Origin of the sequence: Allocatelliglobosispora scoriae, from assembly GCF_014204945.1 — a bacterium.
GTDB lineage: Bacteria > Actinomycetota > Actinomycetes > Mycobacteriales > Micromonosporaceae > Allocatelliglobosispora > Allocatelliglobosispora scoriae.
Genome location: NZ_JACHMN010000001.1, coordinates 648648 through 663589 on the forward strand (window position 1 = coordinate 648648; position 14942 = coordinate 663589).

A 14942-nucleotide genomic window follows, 5' to 3' on the forward strand; every position below is an offset into this window, starting at 1 on the left:
GACGCTGCCACCATGTGCGCCAGCCTGACCCACCCCGCTCTGACCTCGTTCACCCCGCCGCTGACCGGGACCGCGCCAGTGTCCTGCGACGGCATCCTGCAGAACAGCAGCGGCCTGCGGCCCCTGATCTGGAACGGTGTGCCGTCGATGACGAGCCAGTGGTCCTTCACCGCCTCGGCGACCACTGTCAACGGCACCCACATCCACACCGCGCAGGGCCCCATCACCAGCGGCGTCCTGTCCGGCGCCACCGTCGTCAAGCAGCAGGCCATCCCCAACACCGACCTGGCAGCCTGCGACTCCGCGGGCGGCCTGCTCGTCAGCAGCGGGCCGACCATCTGGGTCATCACCCAGACCTGAGAACGGCATCACGCCGCGGGAGAACCCATGAAACACCCCCTGACACTTCGCAGCGCGACGCCCTCGCCTACTGGACACCTGACCGAATGCGCCGATCCCGGCCGCTGAACATCACGCGCACCTCATCGCCCGATGGCGGGCAGGACGCCGGTACCCCCAGAACCATCGCCCCGCGCGCCGCCGTGCCGCAACTGCTGCCGTCGCCGGGCCTGCCCTGGACCAGCGCCGGAATCGCCACGAAAACGACCGGCAAGGTCTTCTTCAAGTTCGGGTCCTCCGACTACACCTGCTCCGCCGCAGCCGTCACCAGCGCGAACAAAAGCACCGTCATGACCGCCGGACACTGCATCCTGGAACACCCGATGTTCGGCACCGCCCGGTACGCCGCCAACTGGATATTCGCTCCCGCCTACGCCAACGGCTCCCAGCCGTACGGCGCCTGGACCGCCAGCATTCTCAAGGTTTCACCGCAATGGCTGGCCGGCGATGACTTCAACTACGACTTCGGCGCCGCCGTGGTCTCCACACTCGGCGGCACATCCCTCCAGGACACCGTGGGCGCACAAGGCATCGCCTTCAGCCAGCCACGGCCGATCGCCGCGTACGTGTTCGGCTACCCGTCCAACTTCTCCGGCGGGCAAAGCCTCACCTACTGCAGCGGCCCCACCGTGCCCGACGTCACCGGCCGGGCCAACGCCGTGGGAATGCTGTGCAGCATGAGCAACGGCTCCAGCGGAGGCCCGTGGCTCTACCAGTTCAGCGAAGCCACCGGCGCCGGATACCTCAACTCCGTCACCTCCTTCAAGTACGCCTTCGGACTCACACTCTTCGGCTCCTACTTCGGCACCGCCGCAGAAACGTTCTACGACTCCGTCCAAGCGCTCTAGAACATGCGGATCGAAACAGTTCCGGGGACGACCCGCCTCAGCGGACCGTCCCCGGAACTTCGTGGCTACGCGGTCAGGATTGCGATCCTGGCCGGTTGCCGTTGACCAGCGGCGGCTCCATCTTGACGAAGGCCGCTGCGGCCTCCGGGCCGATCACCGCTGCGTCCAGGGCGCAGGTGTCGAGCCAGACCTGCTTCACCCCGGCCTGGCGGCAGGCGTTCTCCGCCTGGGTGCGGACCGTCGGGTTGAGATTGCTGGAGAAGAACGGCGCCGACGGGTTGCCCGACGCGACCGTGTTGCACTGGTTCAGCAGCGACGTGGCCGGGCTGACCCGCCAGCTGGCGCCGAACTTGTTGTAGAGGTCGCTGAACGAGAGCGGGACGGTGTACTTGGTCCCGTCCTTGGCTTCGAGCTGGTTGGGGTTGTTGGCGGGGTTGCCCAGCAGTCCCCGCACCGTCACCGGGAAGGTTCCGAGGCCGACGTCGAGGTTGTTGTAGCCGCTGTTCGCGGTGACCTTGACGCTGTTGCCGGAGTTGTCCCGGATGACGTAGACGTTGCTGCTGGTGCGGTGGATGGTCACGCCGGCCGGGATCCACAGCGTCCCGCCGGGGGCGACACTCGCCGTGGTTCCGTTGACGACCAGGCGGGTCCCGTCGCAGACCGCGACCTTGGTGCTGCCCATGCGGGTCGCGATCGACCGGTTGAGGGACGTGTTCGGCCAGGTCGGGGCGCCGGAGACCTTGCGGCTCTGCACCTCGAAGTTGGTGCCCACCTGGGCCTCGACGAAGTCGCCGGTGGCCTGGAAGTCATAGAGCAGGCCGCCGAAGGTGACCTGGTGCGTGTCGCCCCAGGTGTTCGCCGCGTCGCAGTTGGCCGCAGCTCCGCCGGGCAGGTTCTCCAGGAAGACGAGGTTCGGCCCTGCTGGGGTTCCCGGGGTCGACGGCGGCTGAGGCAGGCCGAAGTTGAGGTTGTTGGTCTCAGCCGTGAAGCCGATCGCCTGGCAGATCGGCGCCGGCATGGCGCCGTAGTTGATCCGGGTGCGGACGTGGGCCGACGCGGTGGCGTTGAAGGTGGCCATACCGCCGCCGCCGTAGCCGAAGACGTTGAACTCAGCCATGATCCAGTTGCCGGTGGCGTCGACGATGTTGGTGTCCGCCGTGGCGTAGACGCTGGCGCCGATCTTCATCGTCGCGAGGTCCACGGCTCCGGTCACGTCGCCGGTCAGCTCGAAGCTCGAGATCAGGGTGATCGGCGTGTTGCCCGCGACCACCGCGGCCGGGCTGTTCTTGCTGCAGTAGGTGTCCCCGAGGATGATCGTCGACGTCCAGCCGGCCGGGCACGGGTTGTTGTAGACGAGCAGCCAGTACTGGATGTAGAGCGCGCCGTTGCTGCCGTCGTTGGCGAAGATGAACTGCTGCCAGCCCGTGCACAGCGCGGGGATCGCCGCGCCGGCGCAGGCGGGGGTCGGGAAGAAGTTCGTGTTGAGCTGCAGCGTGTAGGCATTCGCCACCGGCGGCCCGACGTTGTTGATGGGCGAGCTCACACTCGACAGGCCGGTGACGTTCTCAAACGTGCCGAACGCCTGGCTGATGGGCCCGCCGGGAGTCTGCGTGACGATGTGGTTGCCGTTGCCGACGATGGTGGGGATCGGTCCCGGCACCTTCGGGATCATCGGGATCGACGGCGCCTCGGCACACGCGCTGCCCCGCCACGCCAGCCGGGGGTAGTCGGCGGTGAAGCACCCCTTCGCCTCGGGGAGCGGCACCTTCGAAATCTTCATGTGCCAGGACTGGAGCGTCTGCTCCGTGGGCGCGGGTCCGCTCGCGGCCAGGCCGGCGGGCCCGCCCACCGACAACAGGAGCGCCAGGATCGCGGCACCCGCCAACCTGTGCCTCGCTCCGCGGGATCGCGGCAATAGCCTCATGGTCGTTCCTTCCTCTGGGTGATATATAAATCGACAAATGTCGATGCAATAAGGCGAGATGCGGGCGCTCGAACGACACACGGAAACGGGAGCCGAGCCCGACGGGACCGCGCTTGTCGCAGCGGCATCCGGGCGAGCGGGAGCTGAGGATGGTTAGTGCCGAAGACTCCGACGAGGCGGCGGCAGCCACCGCGGGATGCCGAGACTCGCAGCCTTACCCAGGAGAGCACATGTCGTGAACGACGACCTCGACCCGCCCCAACCCATTGACTTCCTCCCGATAGAGGAACATGAGCACGAATGATGCTGTTCGATCTCCGTGGCCGTGCCTCGGTCAACCCATCGAACGAGTCCGCGGCGGGCGGCGAATCGGGATGGAACCGAGCAGATCAGCACTAGACATTGAGATCTGTGAACATGTTAACCGGATGTACTTATTTCGCCAAGCATCTCCCGTGCCACTTTGGCGAAGCAGCCACGGCAACGATCAGGAATTAAGAAGCAACACCCCGGTCCCGGGCCGTAGGTTGGCATCAGAGGGGGATCCACCCCCGTGACCAGCGAGAAGAGGAACAGCCATGACCGGCTCCGCACAAACGATCATCGTCCCGGTGAGCGACCTCGACAAGGCCAAGGCGGTGTACGCCGCACTCCTGGGCGTCACCCCCGTGGTGGACGAGCCCTACTACGTCCAGTACGAGCTCGACGGCCAGCGGATCGGCCTGGACCCCAACGGACACAAGAAGGGCATGACCGGCACCGTCCCCTACTGGGAGGTCACGGACGTGAAGGCGGCGATCGCCAGCCTGGTCGAGGCGGGGGCCGAGGTACTCCAGGACGCCACCGACGTCGGCGGCGGCATGCTGGTGGCGATGGTGAAGGACGCCGACGGCAACATCATCGGCATCAGCCAGTAGCAGCCCCGCGCCCCCGCCGGACGGTGACCCGACCCGCCCGGCGGGGCGGATCCAAGCGGAACACTTACGGTAACAAGTGCTTGCTTGTGTCATTCTGTTGACACGGCCGCGGACAGCCTGCGGCCGCTGTTCGCTCCCGGCGCCGCGTCGGTCGGGACTCGGCGACGCGCACCGGTGGACAGACCGCCATCTCGCCGACCAGTACATCGCCGCAATCGCCAAGGTCAGCTCCACATCACCGGTACGCCTCACCGAACACGACAGCTACCAATGGGCGCCCCTCGACGGCGAGGTACCCGTCACTGACGCCGTGTCTGCCCTACTCGACACGTACAAGCAACGGCGAACACCAGTTCTCTGACAACGGGGCCACTCACCGGTGGAGGACACCTGCGCTCATCGCCTTCGATGACCAAGCCAGCGCAGGCACGACGGCCCGAGAACACCGCCATCACCCGCGCCCTGGAGATCGCCGCCGACCTGTAATACCTCGATCACCACGTAATCGGACCGGCGTCCTCCAGGGACCTGTTGCAGCGGGCCGCCAGTCGACTCGAACCTGAACCTGCGGATGAAGAGGCCGCGAGCATGTTCGCAGTGATCCACTACGCTGGCCGGAGCCATCCCCCGTGAACGAAGGACGCACATGGCCCGCCCCTACACTCCCGGACCGAAGCAGTTCGTCTTCGCCGCCGGCGACGGTGATGATCAACACGTGTCCGTGAGCGACCCCCAGGAAGCCTACGTGGCGTTCTCTGCGTTCTTCCGGGGTCGAGAGTCCGACACCTACACCGTCAAGGACGAACCGGCGGGGGCAAACTTTGGTGCTCATGCCCCGTCTGGGGGTGATCTCCCGGATCAAGGGTGCGGACCAACCCCGGTCGGAGCACCTCCAGGTCGACAGGCCCAACCGCTACCTTCCGAGCGCGATGCTGTTCTTCGAGAACGGATACGCCAGCCTGGACCGCTTCGGCCAGTGGTACTCCGACCTCACCGACCTCGACGCGTCACCGGAGATCCGCGGCGCCGCCCGCGCCGCCACGATCACGACGGAAGCGGCGGCGATCGCAGAAGTCGGTCGGATCTGGGCGGATTCGGGCCACGTCGACCCGAGCGACCAGTACTACGTCTTCTTCGGCTCGCATGATGCCGACGATGACCGGGCCGAACGAGCCGAACTGCTCCAGCTGATCGGATTCCTCGATCTCCAACGAGTAGACGCCCCGGCCGGGGCCGCCGGGGGCGAAGTCTGGGTGCGCACCGACCCGCGCCTCGACGCCGAATCTGCACGGTGGTCGTAATGCCCGCCGCGACCGTCCTGGGGAGGACTGAGTCATGAAAGACATCGTTTTCACGCGCAGGAGCGGCTGGATCCCGAACGTGATCCGCGAGGACGGGCAGCTCAAGCTGATGCTCGGCGCCGGGGCCGACGCCAACCACGATCCGCGCACGTTCACGTTCCCGATCGAGGAGTCCCACCTCGCGGTGATCCGGGAGGACCTGGCCAGGCACCTGCTGCTGTGGAGCGCGGTCCTTCCGCTGTGCGACGCCGCCGGGACCCGGGGCGAGCTCGACGAGAGTGCCGCCGTCGCGCTCCTGGACCCGATTCTGCTCGCGGCGCCGGCGGAGGTCGACGCGCTCTTCCAGCGCGTCCGGTGGTACGAGGCCCGGCTCATCGCCCATGGTGCCGACATCGACCTGCTCGAGCGCGGTCAGGTCTACGCGGCGATGCACGCGGCGACAGAGCAGGCGAACGACAAGCGGGCCCAGGAATATCACGTGACCCGCCGTCGCGCCGAGCGCGGAGTGGTCCTCGGCCCGCTCGACACCGGGATCCTGAGGTACACGGGCCAGTATCTGCACGGCTCGACGATTCCGCGGCGGCTGCCCGATGCCGTCGATCCCGAGCTGCTGCCCCGGGTCATGGAGGTGATCGCCACCGCGGAGCAGGCGTGCGCCGGGATGCGCATCGGCCTCGATCCGCGGCGGGGGAAACGGGGCACGGACAAGCGTGACTGGGATCGGATGGCGGCGGCGGTCGACGCGGCCGTGCGCGCCGCACACCCCGAACTCGTCGAAGACGCCGTGCGTACGGTGAGCTTCCTGATGTGCTCGGAGGCCGCGAGCCGTGCCAGGAACACACCGGTGGAGGACGACGACGACCTCGGCGGGCCCGCGGGAAAGACGGCCCTGTCGTTCACCGATGACAAGGACGGCGAGAAGAAGTGGCTGCGGGACGGTTCGCGCACCGCCTCCGCCGAGTTCTGGGAGTTCGTCGCCGATCGCTACGCCGGGAACAACGAAGTCTTCACCATCGAGGACGAGGAGATGGGCGAGGGGATTCAGCTGCACCTCTACGCGGACTCCATCGCCCGGATCACGACGGTGCGACCCGGGGAAGCCGGGTCGGAGCCGGAGTACCGGGTCGAGTACAGCCTGGTCGACGGGATCGGCGACTACCGGAAGCTGGTGAGTGCCTTCGTCAGCGGCGGCTGCGCCGCACTCGAACAGCATGGTCCGTGGATGTCGGACCACGCCGAGTTCGAGCGCGCACGTCGGCAGCGCAACGCCGGATAGGGTGTCGGGGCGGCTCCGTGTGTCTGGAACCGCCCCGACCCACCGCAGCCACATGACGCCGCCACGCCCCGGCTACCAGCGCATAAGCGCTACCTGACGCTGGAGTCCCGGGCGGCCTCCCGCTGGTTCAGCCACTTCAGGATCGCCTGGTTGGTTTCTTCCGGCAGCTCCTGCTGGATCCAGTGACCGCAGTCCAGGCTGACCACTTCCACAGCGGGCACGAACTCCGCCAGCCGCTCGGACTTCTGGATCACATCCCGGTCGCCATAGATCATGAGCGTGTGCTGCCGGATGATCGGGTCCACGTCGGCCAGCAGGTGCCAGTTGCGGTCGAGGTTGCGGTACCAGTTCACACTGCCGGTGAATCCTGTCGATTCGAAGGCGGCGACGAAGACGGCCAGTTCGCCGTCGCTCATGACGGGCTCGCCCAGCGGCGCCTCCGCCCTGGCGAGATCGATCAGCGCCATACCCGGCTGGGGCGGCCTGGGCGGCTCGTTCTTGCGGTACAGGTTGCGGAGGAACCGGCGAGTGTTCGCGTCGAACACGGCGTCCGCGACGCCGGGCTGCCGATTGAAGTGGACGAAGTAGAAGTCGCCGCCGAGCACCTCTTCCATGAACTCGATCCAGGGCCTGTCCCCGCGCTCCTGATACGGCAGGCTCAGGTTGATCACGTTGTTCACCCGGTCCGGATGCAGCAGGGTCAGTCCCCAGACGACCATGGCACCCCAGTCATGACCGACGAAGGTGGCGTCCTCGTACCCGTAGTGATCGAGAAGTGCGACGAGATCACCCGTCAGGTGCTCGATGTCGTACTCCGCCACATCGGCCGGGCGGGATGAGCGGCCGTATCCCCGCTGGTTCGGGACGATGACGTGGTAGCCCGCTGCGGCGAGGGCGGGCATCTGATGGCGCCACGAGAAGGCGTGCTCCGGCCAGCCATGACACAGGACGATGGGCTTCCCCGCATTTTCTCGGCCGGCTTCGAAGACCTCCAGCTCCACGCCGTTGACCGAGATAAGGGTGGGCTGAGGAAAGTCGTCAGGATTGAACGTTGTCGGTGAGGTCATGCCGCCATCCTGCCGACCTAAACCGGTCACCTCGTGACCGGTTTATCTGACAATGTTGCCTGCATGCGAACCGACCGGCTGGTGGCCATCCTCCTCCTGCTGCAGCGCCGCGAGCAGGTGACAGCGGCAGAGGTCGCCCGAGAGCTGGAGGTCTCCGAGCGCACCGCTCGCCGCGACCTCGACGCCCTGGCCATGGCCGGGGTGCCCGTCTACTCCATGCAGGGCCGAAGCGGCGGCTGGCGCCTCGTCGGCGGCGCCCGCACCGACCTGTCCGGGTTGACCGCGAGCGAGGCCCGCGCCCTGTTCCTCGTCGCCGGCCCGGCCTCGGCGGCGACGCCGACCGTGAAGGCGGCCCTGCGCAAGCTCGTCCATGCCCTGCCGGAGCCTTTCCGGGTGCCGGCCGAGGCAGCAGCGTCGTCGCTGGTCATGGACCCGCAACGGTGGGGGTCGAGTCGGATCGAGCACCGGCGGCCCCGTTTCCTCGACGAACTCCAGGACGCGGTTATCCGCGGCGTCCAGGTGCGGCTCGGCTACGTCGACAGCAAAGGCGCCGCAACCGACAGGACGGTCCACCCGCTGGGCATCGTCGCCAAAGGCCCGTCGTGGTACCTCGTGTCCCATACCGAGGCCGGTCGGCGGACCTTCCGGATCGACCGCGTGTCGTCCGCCGACCCGACCGACGACCCCGTGCACCGGCCCGAGGACTTCGACCTCGCCGAGAGCTGGCGCGAGATCGCCGACGAGGTCGACCGCAGGCGTACACCCCTGGAGATCCAGGCGGTATGCGCGCCGCATGGGATTGACGTGCTCCGGATGGCCTTCGGCGACCGGCTCGACGTGGGAGGCCCCGCAGCCGACGGGCGCATCGAGGTCGGCATCCGCGGCCACAGCGAGTCCATGCTCGCCGGCGAGCTGGCCGGACTGATCGAATGGATCGAGGTGACCGGCCCGCCGGGCGTGCGGGACCACCTCGCTGCGATCGGCACCGCCCTCGTCGAGCGATACGGCTGAGCGCGGCAGGATCGCTACCTCACGGAGTCGGACAGAACAAACGCTTGGTTGGTTACGATACAGATCCCGTTCCGCCGACCCGTCTGCGAGAAAACATGGCGCGCGATCCAGGAGTCCGGCGCGAGGCGATCCTCGGCAGCGCCGCCGCCCTCTTCGCCAACAAGGGCGTGGCCGCCACCACCGTCCGCCAGATCGCCGATGAGGTCGGCATCCTGTCCGGCAGCCTCTACCACCACTTCGACTCCAAGGAGGGCATGGTCGACGAGATCATGTCGGCCTACCTGGAGGACCTGCAGACCCGTTTCCGCCACGTGCTGGCCCGGGCCACCGATCCCAGGCAGCGGGTGCACAACCTCGTCGTGGCCTCGCTGGAGGTGGTCGAGGCGCACCCGCACGCCGCCGAGATCTACCAGAACGACGTCAACTACCTGCTGCAGTTCGAGCGCTTCGCCTACCTGAAGAACGCCGGCGAGGAGGTGCGGAACACCTGGCTGCAGGTGATCGAGGAGGGCATCGCGCAGGGTGCGTTCCGCGGCGACCTCGACGCGAAGATCCTCCACCGGCTGATGCGCGACGCGGTGTGGCTCTCGGTGCGCTGGTTCACGCCCAGCGCCGATTACACGATCACCCACCTCGCCGACGACTGCACGTCGCTGTTCCTCGACGGGTTGACCACCGCCCGCTGAGCCAGCTGACGATAAGCTCCCGCCATGCACCCCTTGATCGCCACGATCGGCGGTATCCCGATCGGCACCCACGACGTGCTGGTCGGGCTGGGTGTGGTGCTCGCCGCGATCGTCTTCGTCATGCAGGCGCGCTATCAGCAGCGCAGCACCGGGCAGCCGGTCGACGACCGGATCTGGAGCGTCGTCGCGGGCACCCTCGTCGGCGGCGCGCTGCTCGGCCGCCTCGGCACCTGGGCACAGCACCTGGACCCCCGCGACAACGCCACGCTGCTCGAGCAGTGGCTCTACGGCAACCGCAGCATCCTGTCCGGCCTGGTCGGGGCGTACGCGGGTGCGCTGATCGCCAAGCGGCTGACCGGCTACCGCGAGCCGACCGGGGACCTCTTCGCACCGGCGGTGGCCGCCGGGATGGCGCTGGGCCGGGTCGGCTGCCTGCTCACCGAGCTGCCCGGTACGCCGACCGGCAGCTGGTGGGGCATCACGCTGAACAGCCAGGACGCGGCCTCGGTCGGGGCACCCGCCGGCGTGGCCCTGCACCCCTCCTTCGCGTACGAGATCGCCTTCCACCTGCTCGCCCTGCTCCTGCTGCTGCGCATCCGCGGCCGGGTCGCGAAGGGGCAGCTGCTCACCCTCTACCTCGCCGCCTACGCCGCGTTCCGCTTCGGGGTGGAGTTCGTCCGCGGCAACGAGGTCGTCCTCGCGGGTCTGACCCGCCCCCAGCTGTTCCTGCTCGCCTTCGCCCCGCTCGCGGCTTGGCGCATCGTGCGGCAGGCCCGCCGCGGCGCCTACTCCGGCCTGTTCCGCCGTCCCTCTGAAATGGAGGCAGTGTCTTGACCTACCCCGGCCCGCACCAGCAAGGCCCCTATCAGCCAGGACCGCAGTGGGTCCCGCCACCGCCGCCGAGAGAGCACCAGCAGACCGTCCGGCCCGGGCGGGTCTTCATCGGCATCGGCATCGCCATCGGCGCCCACCTGCTGACCGTGCTCGCGTCCTGGGGACTCGCGGTGCTCGTCGTGCAGCCCAGCGGGGCCAGCGACTACACCAACGACAGCGACCGGGCCGGGTTCTTCCTGATGGCCGCGCTCATCGGCCAGGTGATCGTCTTCATCGCCGCGCTGACCGTGGGCATCATCCTGACCGTACGCAAGGACGGCGGCATCGGCCTCGGCATCCTCATCGGCTGGGCCGTCGGCCTGATCATCACGCCGGTCGTCGGCTTCGGCGTGTGCGTCTCCCTGATCAGCGGGACCCAGCTATGAGCACCGGGATGGGCCTGCGCGGCGACCGGCTGCACCGTTACGTCAACGCGTTCTGCCCGCACTGCCACCACGCCGACGTGCCGCTGGCGCAGGTACGCCGCCTGTCCGGCTGGCTGACCGAGCGCCCCGACGCCGCCGGGGTGCCCCGCATCTGGTTGGAGCGCGGCTGCCCCGACCACGGACTGGTGCGCACCCTCTACGACGAGAACCCGGAGATCCTGCGCTACCTGGAGCAGTGGACCGCGCCGACCAAGACGCACCTGCCCGACGTCGCCGGGAACTTCGACCCCGTCCCGTCGGCCTACCTGCGCGGGCTGCCCGAGGGGCAGACCCAGCACACCTGCATCCTGCTCGCCGACCTGACCGACCACTGCAACCTGCGCTGCCCGACCTGCTTCGCCGACTCGTCCCCGGCGATCAGCGGCGTCGTGCCCCTCGCCGATGTGCTGGCGAGCCTCGACACCCGGCTGTCGCGGGAGAACGGCCGCATCGACGTGCTGATGCTCTCCGGCGGCGAGCCCACGCTCTATCCGCACCTGGCGGAGCTGCTCACCGAGGTCAGTGCGCGCAACGTGGTGCGGATCCTGATCAACACCAACGGGGTGAAGATCGCCCGCGACGACGCGCTGCTGGACCTGCTCGCCACCCACCGCGAGCGGGTCGAGGTGTACCTGCAGTACGACGGCCCGTCCGCGGCCACCTCCCGGCATCACCGCGGCGCGGACCTGACCCGGCTCAAGGAGCAGGCCGTCGACCGCCTGTCCGACCGGGGCATCTTCACCACGCTCACCATGACCGCCACGCTCGGCGTCAACGACGGCGAGATCGGCGCCGTCGTGAAGCGGGCGCTGGACACCCCCTATGTCGGCGGTGTCAGCATCCAGCCGCAGTTCGGGTCGGGGCGCTCCGGCGACATCGACCCGATGGACCGGCTCACCCACACCGGGGTGCTCGCGCGGCTCGGCCCGCAGACCGGCGACCTGGTCAGCTGGCCCGACCTGACCGCGCTGCCCTGCTCGCACCCGCACTGCTGCTCGGTCGGCTACCTGCTGCTCGACGACGCCGGGCAGTGGCGCTCGCTGACCGCGCTGATCGGGCACGACAAGCTGCTGGAGTTCCTGGAGCTCTCCCCCGACCTCGTCGCCAACCGGATCGCCGACGCCGGCATCCCGGCCCAGCTGCGCGGGGTCGTCAAGGAGTCCCTGCTCGGGCTGCTGTCCGAGCAGTCGTCGCTGTCGCACCCCAACGTCGGGCAGCTGTGGCGCGACATCTGCGAGAACTGCGACCTGGGCATCTCCACGATGCTGACCCTCGCCTCATCGGCCCTGCCGGGCGGCCAGGCCCGGCTGCGCAAGCTGCTCGCCGAGCGGGTCAAGCGGATCACCGTCAAGCCGTTCATGGACATCTCCACCATGATCGAGGAGCGGCTCACCCAGTGCTGCGTGCACGTGGCGACACGCGGCGAGGACGCCGCCGACCAGTGCGCGCCGTTCTGCGCCGTCCAGGCCTGGCCCGCGCTGTCGGCCCAGCGGCTCTCCCGGTCCGCCGTGCCGGAGCGGTCGCTGCCCCTGATCGGTACGCCGGAGCCGGGGGTACTCGCGTGACGCCCGTGGTGCGCCCGGCACCGCCGCAGCCGACCCGGCCCACGGAGTCGGCCGACCCGCTCCGGCTCTGCATCTACGCGACGATCGCACTGCTGGCCTGGGTCCTCGGCCCGGTCGCGGTGCTGTTCTTCGGGGTGCTCGGGTTCGTCGGCTACTGGCGGGCGCGCCGCGCCGGGCTGACCCGGTCCCGCTGCGTACTGCGCGACACCCGGCTGGTCCTGGCCTATCTGGGCCTGATCGCGCTGGCGGGTCTGGCAGGAATCGTCTACTGGCTCCGCTGAGCCGGCTCCTCCCTGAATTTTAATGCTGGACACGCCGCGAAAACTGCAACGAAAGTCAGGATCGACTCCGGCACACCGGCGTGTCCAGCATTAAAGTTCAGGGAACTCGCCGCCCGCGGCGGGATCACGATCAGCGAGCGGGTGTAGGTCCGACGGCTGCCGGCGGTGGGACAGGCCGCCCGCGGTGGCAGCCGCGCCGGGGAGCGGGCTGACGACAGCGAGGGGTTCGTCTCCGGTGCCTTCGCCACGTCGCCGGCCGAAACCGGCTCACCCCGCAGCGGCGGTTGGTCCATGATGTGGGGTATGTCGGCGACCTCCCTCCTGGACCAGCTGGTTCGCACCCGCGGTTTCACCCTCGGCTCCCCCCGCGACTTCTCGCTCTCCCCCGACGGCTCGCGCCTGCTGTTCCTGCGCAGCCCCGGCGGTGACGACCCGCACACGTGCCTCTGGGAGCTGGACCTGTCGACCGGCGAGGAGCGGCTGCTCGCGGGCTCCCCCGAGGGCGACGACGGGAGCCTCCCCGACGAGGAGCGGGTCCGGCGGGAGCGGGCCCGGATCTCGGGCTCGGGCATCGTCGAATACCACGCCGAGACCGAGCTGAAGCGGGCCGTCTTCGCGCTCTCCGGCGAGCTGTGGCTGGTCGACATCGGGGCAGCGTCCGCCACGGTGCTGCCCGGCGCAGCCGGGGCCGTCGACCCGCGACTCGACCCGACCGGGCGGCGGGTGGCCTACGTCGCGGACGGCGCCCTGCGGGTCGTCGGGTGCGACGGCGGCACCGACCTGGTGCTCGCCGAGCCGGACGGGCCGGAGGTCGCCTTCGGGCTCGCCGAGCACGTGGCGATGGAGTCGATGGACCGCCTGCGCGGTTTCTGGTGGTCGCCCGACGGCGAGCGGCTGCTGGTGGCACGGGTGGACGACTCGCCCGTCAACGTCTGGTGGATCGGCGATCCCGGTGATCCGGGTGCCGAGCCCACCGCGGTGCGCTACCCGATCGCGGGCACGGCCAACGCCGACGTGACCCTCTGGCTCTACTCCCTCGACGGGAGCCGGACCCCCGTCGACTGGGATCGGAGATCCTATGAGTACGTCGTGACGGCGGGCTGGGACGGGCACGGGCCGTTCGCCGCGGTGCAGAGCCGGGACCAGCGTACGGTGCGGCTGCTCGGCATCGACGAGGTCGACGGTACGACGGCGGTGCTCGACGAGCGGCACGACGAGTGCTGGGTCGAGCTGGTGGCGGGCCTGCCCACCCGTACCGCGGAGGGGGTGTGGATCTGGCACCGCGACGTCGGCGACACCCGGCACCTGACCGTCGGCGGCGAGATCGTCACCCCGCCCGGCTTACAGCTGCGAGCGCTCGTCGGTGTCGATCCGGTCCTCTTCCAGGCGTCGGCGGAGCCGACCGAGGTCCACCTCTACCGCCACACCGCCGACGGCATCGAGCAGCTCACCGGCGAGCCCGGCGTCCACAATGGCCTGTCGAGCGGCCAGACCCTGCTCACGCGGAGCCGCTACCCGGACGTGGCGACGGTGACCCGCCCGGGTCGCCCGCCGATCGTCGTGGCCAGCCATGCCGAGCGGCCCGCGTTCCCGCTGCGGCGCATCCGGCTCTCGCTCGGGCCGAGGGCGCTGCGGTCGCACCTCTTCCTGCCGTCCCGGCACGATTCCGGTCCGCTGCCGGTGCTGATGAGCCCCTATGGCGGAACCGCGATGCAGATGGTCACCGCGGCCGACCACTTCCCGCCGTCGTTCGTCGCGCAGTGGTTCGCCGAGCAGGGCTTCGCCGTGCTCGTCGTCGACGGCAGCGGTACGCCCGGCCGCGGACCGGCGTGGGAGAAGGAGGTCCACGGCGACGTCTACACCTCGGTGCTCGACGACCAGATCGCCGGGCTGACCGGTGCCGCCGCCCTGCACCCCGAGCTCGACCTGACCCGGGTCGCCATTCGCGGCTGGTCCTACGGCGGTTCGCTCGCCGCGTACGCGGTGCTGCACCGCCCCGACGTCTTCCACGCCGCGGTCGCCGGGGCGCCCGTCACCGACGAGCGGCTCTACGACACGCACTGGCAGGAGCGCTTCCTCGGCCACCCCGACGAGTATCCGGAGCGCTACGACGCCAACTCCCTGGTCCTGGCCGCCGCGAAGCTGACCCGGCCGCTGCTGCTGATCCACGGGCTCGCCGACGACAACGTTTACCCGGTGAACACGCTGCGGCTGTCGAGCGCACTGCTGGCGGCGGGGCGCCCCCACGAGGTGCTGCCGCTGAGCGGGGCGACCCACCGCGGCGGCTCCCAGGAGAACATGCTCCAGCACGAACTCGACTTCCTGCGTCGGAGCCTGGACCTGCAGGCACCCTGATCCGCGGGAGCGGG

Annotated in this window: 14 protein-coding genes; 12 read left to right on the forward strand and 2 right to left on the reverse strand. The window is 69.3% G+C overall.

Features of this window, described 5'->3' with window-relative positions:
* Positions 1 to 12: 12 nt before the first annotated feature.
* Together F4553_RS03010 and F4553_RS03015 are read left to right on the forward strand one after the other, a co-directional pair.
* Positions 13 to 360, forward strand: coding sequence for a hypothetical protein (locus F4553_RS03010; RefSeq protein ID WP_184831719.1), 348 nt, complete (start codon positions 13 to 15; stop codon positions 358 to 360).
* An 86-nt stretch (positions 361 to 446) separates the two neighbouring features.
* On the forward strand, positions 447 to 1247 hold the full coding sequence (locus tag F4553_RS03015; protein ID WP_184831729.1) for a trypsin-like serine peptidase: 801 nt from the start codon (positions 447 to 449) through the stop codon (positions 1245 to 1247).
* Positions 1248 to 1320: 73 nt separating this feature from the next.
* On the opposite strand, the gene F4553_RS03020 is transcribed toward F4553_RS03015, so the two are convergent.
* Positions 1321 to 3027 carry a VWD domain-containing protein gene (locus F4553_RS03020; protein WP_184831736.1) on the reverse strand — a complete coding sequence of 569 codons (1707 nt, stop codon included), beginning with the start codon at positions 3025 to 3027 and terminating at the stop codon, positions 1321 to 1323.
* A gap of 722 nt (positions 3028 to 3749) precedes the next feature.
* On the opposite strand from F4553_RS03020, the gene F4553_RS03025 reads away from it, so the two are divergent.
* The 3 genes from F4553_RS03025 to F4553_RS03035 all read left to right on the forward strand — a co-directional run bounded on the left by F4553_RS03025 (position 3750) and on the right by F4553_RS03035 (position 6665).
* Positions 3750 to 4088, forward strand: a complete 339-nt coding sequence (locus F4553_RS03025; RefSeq protein ID WP_184831738.1) for a VOC family protein — start codon at positions 3750 to 3752, stop codon at positions 4086 to 4088.
* A gap of 830 nt (positions 4089 to 4918) precedes the next feature.
* The gene (locus F4553_RS03030) at positions 4919 to 5389 is read left to right on the forward strand and encodes a hypothetical protein (RefSeq protein WP_221469667.1); all 471 of its coding nucleotides are present in this window, start codon (positions 4919 to 4921) and stop codon (positions 5387 to 5389) included.
* Between the two features lie 34 nt (positions 5390 to 5423).
* Positions 5424 to 6665, forward strand: a complete 1242-nt coding sequence (locus F4553_RS03035; protein WP_184831740.1) for a DUF6357 family protein — start codon at positions 5424 to 5426, stop codon at positions 6663 to 6665.
* Between the two features lie 89 nt (positions 6666 to 6754).
* On the opposite strand, the gene F4553_RS03040 is transcribed toward F4553_RS03035, so the two are convergent.
* Positions 6755 to 7762: an alpha/beta fold hydrolase gene (locus tag F4553_RS03040; protein WP_312875073.1), complete on the reverse strand. Its 1008-nt coding sequence runs from the start codon at positions 7760 to 7762 to the stop codon at positions 6755 to 6757.
* A gap of 33 nt (positions 7763 to 7795) precedes the next feature.
* On the opposite strand from F4553_RS03040, the gene F4553_RS03045 reads away from it, so the two are divergent.
* From F4553_RS03045 to F4553_RS03075, 7 genes are all read left to right on the forward strand, one after another.
* A complete protein-coding gene (locus F4553_RS03045; protein ID WP_184831748.1) occupies positions 7796 to 8743 on the forward strand; it encodes a helix-turn-helix transcriptional regulator in 948 nt (315 codons plus the stop codon).
* A 95-nt stretch (positions 8744 to 8838) separates the two neighbouring features.
* Positions 8839 to 9429, forward strand: a complete 591-nt coding sequence (locus F4553_RS03050) for a TetR/AcrR family transcriptional regulator (protein ID WP_184831750.1) — start codon at positions 8839 to 8841, stop codon at positions 9427 to 9429.
* 24 nt (positions 9430 to 9453) lie between these two features.
* Positions 9454 to 10263: a prolipoprotein diacylglyceryl transferase gene (locus tag F4553_RS03055; RefSeq protein ID WP_184831752.1), complete on the forward strand. Its 810-nt coding sequence runs from the start codon at positions 9454 to 9456 to the stop codon at positions 10261 to 10263.
* Positions 10260 to 10688 (forward strand): hypothetical protein, encoded by a 429-nt coding sequence (locus F4553_RS03060; protein ID WP_184831754.1) that lies wholly within the window; start codon positions 10260 to 10262, stop codon positions 10686 to 10688. Before F4553_RS03055 ends, F4553_RS03060 begins: the two co-directional genes overlap by 4 nt.
* Complete coding sequence (locus F4553_RS03065; protein WP_221469668.1) at positions 10685 to 12292, forward strand: radical SAM protein; 1608 nt, start codon at positions 10685 to 10687, stop codon at positions 12290 to 12292. The genes F4553_RS03060 and F4553_RS03065 overlap by 4 nt, the downstream gene beginning before the upstream one ends.
* On the forward strand, positions 12289 to 12573 hold the full coding sequence (locus F4553_RS03070; RefSeq protein ID WP_221469669.1) for a hypothetical protein: 285 nt from the start codon (positions 12289 to 12291) through the stop codon (positions 12571 to 12573). The genes F4553_RS03065 and F4553_RS03070 overlap by 4 nt, the downstream gene beginning before the upstream one ends.
* A 165-nt stretch (positions 12574 to 12738) precedes the next feature.
* The gene (locus F4553_RS03075; protein ID WP_221469670.1) at positions 12739 to 14928 is read left to right on the forward strand and encodes a S9 family peptidase; all 2190 of its coding nucleotides are present in this window, start codon (positions 12739 to 12741) and stop codon (positions 14926 to 14928) included.
* Positions 14929 to 14942: the final 14 nt, after the last annotated feature.

Coding starts and splice junctions, on each gene's coding strand:
- F4553_RS03065 (WP_221469668.1), top strand. CDS start 10,685: ATGAGCACCGGGATGGGCCTGCGCGGCGACCGGCTGCACCGTTACGTC.
- F4553_RS03025 (WP_184831738.1), top strand. CDS start 3,750: ATGACCGGCTCCGCACAAACGATCATCGTCCCGGTGAGCGACCTCGAC.
- F4553_RS03045 (WP_184831748.1), top strand. CDS start 7,796: ATGCGAACCGACCGGCTGGTGGCCATCCTCCTCCTGCTGCAGCGCCGC.
- F4553_RS03030 (WP_221469667.1), top strand. CDS start 4,919: ATGCCCCGTCTGGGGGTGATCTCCCGGATCAAGGGTGCGGACCAACCC.
- F4553_RS03020 (WP_184831736.1), bottom strand. CDS start 3,027: ATGAAGATTTCGAAGGTGCCGCTCCCCGAGGCGAAGGGGTGCTTCACC.
- F4553_RS03015 (WP_184831729.1), top strand. CDS start 447: ATGCGCCGATCCCGGCCGCTGAACATCACGCGCACCTCATCGCCCGAT.
- F4553_RS03050 (WP_184831750.1), top strand. CDS start 8,839: ATGGCGCGCGATCCAGGAGTCCGGCGCGAGGCGATCCTCGGCAGCGCC.
- F4553_RS03055 (WP_184831752.1), top strand. CDS start 9,454: ATGCACCCCTTGATCGCCACGATCGGCGGTATCCCGATCGGCACCCAC.
- F4553_RS03035 (WP_184831740.1), top strand. CDS start 5,424: ATGAAAGACATCGTTTTCACGCGCAGGAGCGGCTGGATCCCGAACGTG.
- F4553_RS03010 (WP_184831719.1), top strand. CDS start 13: ATGTGCGCCAGCCTGACCCACCCCGCTCTGACCTCGTTCACCCCGCCG.